The following is a 4315-nucleotide window of genomic DNA, read 5'->3' as shown; positions in this document are numbered from 1 at the left end:
TTTCCCGGGTGACTGCTAACGGTGGATATGTTGCGTGTAATGCGTGTGGTCACGGTCCAGCCCGTTTCCTCGTCCTTCTCGACCTTGTTTACCAACTCGCGCTCACCACGAAATTTGTCCGTTCCAGGAACACTATTCGGAATTTTTTCCCGAAGCGCCAGTTGGCTCGGATCTGCTACATCGAGGATAGCAAGCACGGCGTTGGCACTGAACACAATTTCATTGGTCGTATAGTCGGCAACTTTAATCGGAGAAGGGAGCAGATATTGCGACAGAAATAGATTGCCAGATTCCTGTTTCTTCCAGCCCCTTTTTTTGAAACCGCCATCGTCGTCACCTAACGTTACAGAAAAACCCATGTACTGGGGCGCGTCGAGTTTGCAGTTGATGGCATCAACRACATTCACGGCATCGGGATCATATTCTTTTTCAGCTTGAGCCAGGGCGGGCGTTATAACCACCAATAGTCCGGTGATGAACAAGCGGGCAATCATTTTCAAGTCTCCATTCTTTGAAGCCACGCTGCACACTTCAGCGTCTGCAGGTGGCTTATTTCAGGAATTCTACCTGCGGATCTTCGGTAATCTGTCTCGCCATTTTCCGCGGCCCTGCGATACCAGTAAATTGCTTTTGCAGTATCTTGCGCTACACCCTCGCCATCGCTGTACATCACGCCGATACCGAATTGCGAATACGCGTCACCACGTTCTGCCTGTGGCTTCCAATATTTCAAGGCTTTGGCATAATCCTCATTCATATACGCGTCGTAGCCAGGGTCAGCCCATGCGTTGCAGGAAAAGCTCATCATCGCAAGTGAACTCAACATGATAAGAATTCGCCGCATGGTAACTCTAGAGAAAGAAGCGGGTTGTTCATCTGGGCGCTCTCGATCCCGGACGCCTATCGCCGGGCACGGATCCGGTTTTCGCTTGGTGAAGTGTAGACCAGGGGAAAACGAAGGCCGCAGACGCGTCTAAGCGCCCCGGCAATAGCCGCGACCTGGCTTTACACGTCGAAACTATATGACCAGAAGAGGCCGGCAAGACGCCGTCGATGCGCGCTCGACCAGATGGCAGGCGAGTTCGACACGGCGCGGCGGCATCGGCAGACCGGACAGGCTGTCACGCAAGAGATCGAGTGCGACCGAGCCGATCTCGCGCATCGGGATGTGCATCGTCGTTAGCGGCGGATTGAGGAAAGAGGCCTGCGGCAAGTCGTCCATACCCATGACAGACACCTCGCCTGGAACGGAATAGCCCCGCTGCTGAACGCCCATCATCGCGCCGACGGCCAAACTATCGCCAGCGGCCAGCACAGCGGTAAAATCGAGCCCGCGGGCTTCGATCCGTGACGCGATGGCCTGCGCCGCCAGTTCCGGCAACCAGTCATCGACGGGAACAACCAGATCCGCGTCTGCAGCAAGTCCGTGATGCAGCAACGCATCCTTCCAGCCCTCGTAGCGCCGCTCGATGGTGCGTCGGCCCGGCCGCATCAGGAACAGAATGCGCTCGTGGCCGAGCCCGATCAGATGGTCGGCTGCCAGCCGTGCGCTGGACCGGTTGCAGGGCGTGACGCTGGAAAGCCGCATGAACGGATCGTCGCTATTGAGCAGCACCACCGGCTTGTCGAAGCCGCGTGTTGCGGCCAGCATGCCCTCGTCATCCACGGTCAGGAATAAGAGGCCCGCAACCTGCGGATCATCCTGCGCCTCCTTGAGAACGGCCAGTTCCTCGTTGCGGTCGGCAATCGGTCGCGTGACGATCACTAGCCCCAGCGCCAGCGCGCGTTCCTTCAGTCCTTCAAGCACATAGAGGGTGAACTGGTTGCGCACATAGTCGATCATCGCAGCACTCGACGCTGCCAGGATGACTTTCTGACCGGCAACGGCCGTCGGGATGACGTAGTTGGCATTTTTCGCGGCTTCAAGGACCATCTGGCGGATTTCCGGACGGACTCCTTTTTCGCCGGCAATGGCCCGCGAGGCCGTGCTCAGCGACACGCCGCAAGCCTCGGCAATATCTTCCAGACGCACGCGCCTGCTCTTCTTTCCGCGTTTGCCCGCGATGGGTTTGACAGCCATATCGATCTCCGTTGCATCAACATGAGAAAAATTTTCATATTGCGCAACAAAAATCGACATGCATTTATTTATCCAACGAGCCGTCCCCCCAAGAGCGGCAAATGTGGAGGAGCATTCATGGGTCCAGATGGCCGCGATATCAGCAACGGTCTCGATCGCCTTGTCGCCGGAACGACCGGCCTCAAGCACGACGGCCGTTTCCATGAGCCCAATCTCGATGGGACCGCCGGCGACTATATCAGCTTCGATAGCTGGGAATGGCCCCAGGGCGTCGGCCTCTATGGACTGATCAAGCTTTGGCTGTTCACCGGCCGCGACGACCTGCGCCAATTGGTAGAAGCCTGGTATCAGCAGCGTATCGAAGCCGGCCTGCCGCAGCTCAACGTCAATACTACTGCGCCGATGCTCGGCCTGTCGGTGCTCTGGGCAAAAACCCGCGATCCTCGTTGGCAGCCGGTTCTCGATGAATGGGCAAACCGGGTGATGGCGGAGCTTGGACGCACGCTGGAAGGCGGCTTCGAGCATCACGTCTCCGACAAGGTCAATCACGACGAACTGTGGGATGACACGCTGTATATGGTCGCCCTGTTCCTTGCATCCTACGGGCAGGCGAGTGGCCGCCGCGAACTGGTCGAAGAAGCCTCGCGCCAGTTCCTCGTCCACACCCGCTATCTCGCCGACACCCATACCGGCCTCTGGTTTCACGGCTGGACCTTCGATGGCCGGCACAATTTCGCCCGGGCGCGCTGGGCGCGGGGCAATGCCTGGATTACGGCAGGCTTGCTCGATCTCTTCGACCTCGCCGACCTCGCCAAGCCGGTGAAGGATTTCCTGCAAGGCGTGCTGGTGGCGCAGGTCGATGCGCTCCTGTCGCTGCAGGCTCCATCCGGTGCATGGCGCACATTACTTGACGACGCGACATCCTATGAGGAAATTTCCGCCACGGCCGGTATCGGCTACGGCCTGTTGAAAGGTTATCGCCTCGGCCTCGGCACCCCGGCATGGCGCACTGCCGGCCTGAAGGCCCTGCAGGTGGTAATGGACAATATCGATGAGACGGGCACCGTCGGAAACGTTTCCTATGGCACCCGCATGGGCCACGATCTCCAGTTCTACAGAGACATCCCCATTCAACCGACCGGCTACGGCCAGGCCTTAGCAATCCTCTGCCTTTCTGAAGGCCTGCAGCACGTCGGACAAGAAGGACAAGAAGCATGACGATGAAGATTTTGTACGGCGCAGCCCCCGAAGACGTCAAAGGCTATGACACGGAAAAACTCCGCAGCGCCTTCCTGATGACCGACCTGTTCGTGCCGGACGCCGCCAGTTTCACCTACACCCATGTCGACCGCCTGCTTCTGGGTGGCGCGATGCCGGTTTCAAAGAGCGTGGCCTTCGGTTCCGGTGACGAGATCGGCACGCCCTATCTCTTGTCGGCACGAGAAATGGGCATCGCCAATCTGGGTGGCACGGGCACCGTGACTGTCGACGGACAATCTTTCACGCTGGAAAACCGTGACGTTCTCTATCTCGGCCGCGGCGCGCGCGAGATTTCGATGACGAGCCTGTCGGGAAAGACCCCTGCCCGGTTCTACATGAACTCCGTTCCGGCCGGTGCCGATATTCCCCACAAGCTGATCAGGAAAGCGGAATCGAAAGCGGTTGATCTGGGCGACGGCCGCCGCTCGAACAAACGTCGTCTCGCCATGTATATCCATCCGGAAGTCACGCCGTCTTGCCTGCTTCTCATGGGTATCACCGATCTTGCCGAGGGCAGTGTCTGGAACACCATGCCGCCGCATCTGCATGAGCGCCGCATGGAGGCCTATTGCTACTTCGACATGGCGGCGGAAGATCGCATCATTCATCTGATGGGCCGCCCTGAAGAAACGCGCCATCTGGTCGTCGCCAATGGCGATGCCGTTCTCTCCCCCGCCTGGTCTATCCACATGGGCGCCGGCACCGGCCCCTATGCCTTCGTCTGGGGCATGACCGGAGAAAACCAGGAATATAACGACGTGGCCCCGGTGGCCCTGGCAGAGCTGAAATGACCCCGATGAGATCCCTGATGAACCGCAAATTGAACGCCGGCGACGCCATTCGCTACTGGCAGCTCGGAAAGATTGCCGAAGAGCGTTTCGACGTGCCTGACGCGCCGATGAAGGGCGAGATGGACCCGTTCTTCTTCCTCACCAAGCATAAGAACTTCATTCCGCACGAATATCCTTGCCGCAC

At 58.6% G+C, this 4315-nt stretch carries 5 protein-coding genes; 2 read left to right on the top strand and 3 right to left on the bottom strand.

Translation table 11 applies throughout. From position 1 onward, the window contains the following. From AC1D17_RS27850 to AC1D17_RS27840, 3 genes are all read right to left on the bottom strand, one after another. A partial coding sequence (locus AC1D17_RS27850; RefSeq protein ID WP_477568471.1) for a hypothetical protein occupies positions 1–494 on the bottom strand: 494 nt, incomplete at its 3' end. 2 nt (positions 495–496) lie between these two features. Then, positions 497–826, bottom strand: coding sequence for a tetratricopeptide repeat protein (locus tag AC1D17_RS27845; protein ID WP_477568470.1), 330 nt, complete (start codon positions 824–826; stop codon positions 497–499). A gap of 192 nt (positions 827–1018) precedes the next feature. Continuing rightward, entirely contained in the window at positions 1019–2080 is a 1062-nt protein-coding gene (locus AC1D17_RS27840) for a LacI family DNA-binding transcriptional regulator (protein ID WP_477568469.1), read from the bottom strand. A 117-nt stretch (positions 2081–2197) separates the two neighbouring features. On the opposite strand from AC1D17_RS27840, the gene bglB reads away from it, so the two are divergent. Both bglB and kduI read left to right on the top strand, forming a co-directional pair. After that, positions 2198–3298 (top strand): beta-galactosidase BglB, encoded by a 1101-nt coding sequence (gene bglB / locus AC1D17_RS27835; RefSeq protein ID WP_477568468.1) that lies wholly within the window; start codon positions 2198–2200, stop codon positions 3296–3298. Beyond that, positions 3295–4131, top strand: a complete 837-nt coding sequence (gene kduI / locus AC1D17_RS27830) for a 5-dehydro-4-deoxy-D-glucuronate isomerase (protein WP_477568467.1) — start codon at positions 3295–3297, stop codon at positions 4129–4131. Before bglB ends, kduI begins: the two co-directional genes overlap by 4 nt. The last annotated feature ends 184 nt before the right edge of the window (positions 4132–4315 follow it).

This window comes from Pararhizobium sp. P1_E7, from assembly GCF_056405855.1.
This window is presented reverse-complemented; position numbering and strand designations above follow the sequence as displayed.

Coding starts and splice junctions, on each gene's coding strand:
- AC1D17_RS27840 (WP_477568469.1), bottom strand. CDS start 2,080: ATGGCTGTCAAACCCATCGCGGGCAAACGCGGAAAGAAGAGCAGGCGC.
- AC1D17_RS27845 (WP_477568470.1), bottom strand. CDS start 826: ATGTTGAGTTCACTTGCGATGATGAGCTTTTCCTGCAACGCATGGGCT.
- bglB (WP_477568468.1), top strand. CDS start 2,198: ATGGGTCCAGATGGCCGCGATATCAGCAACGGTCTCGATCGCCTTGTC.
- kduI (WP_477568467.1), top strand. CDS start 3,295: ATGACGATGAAGATTTTGTACGGCGCAGCCCCCGAAGACGTCAAAGGC.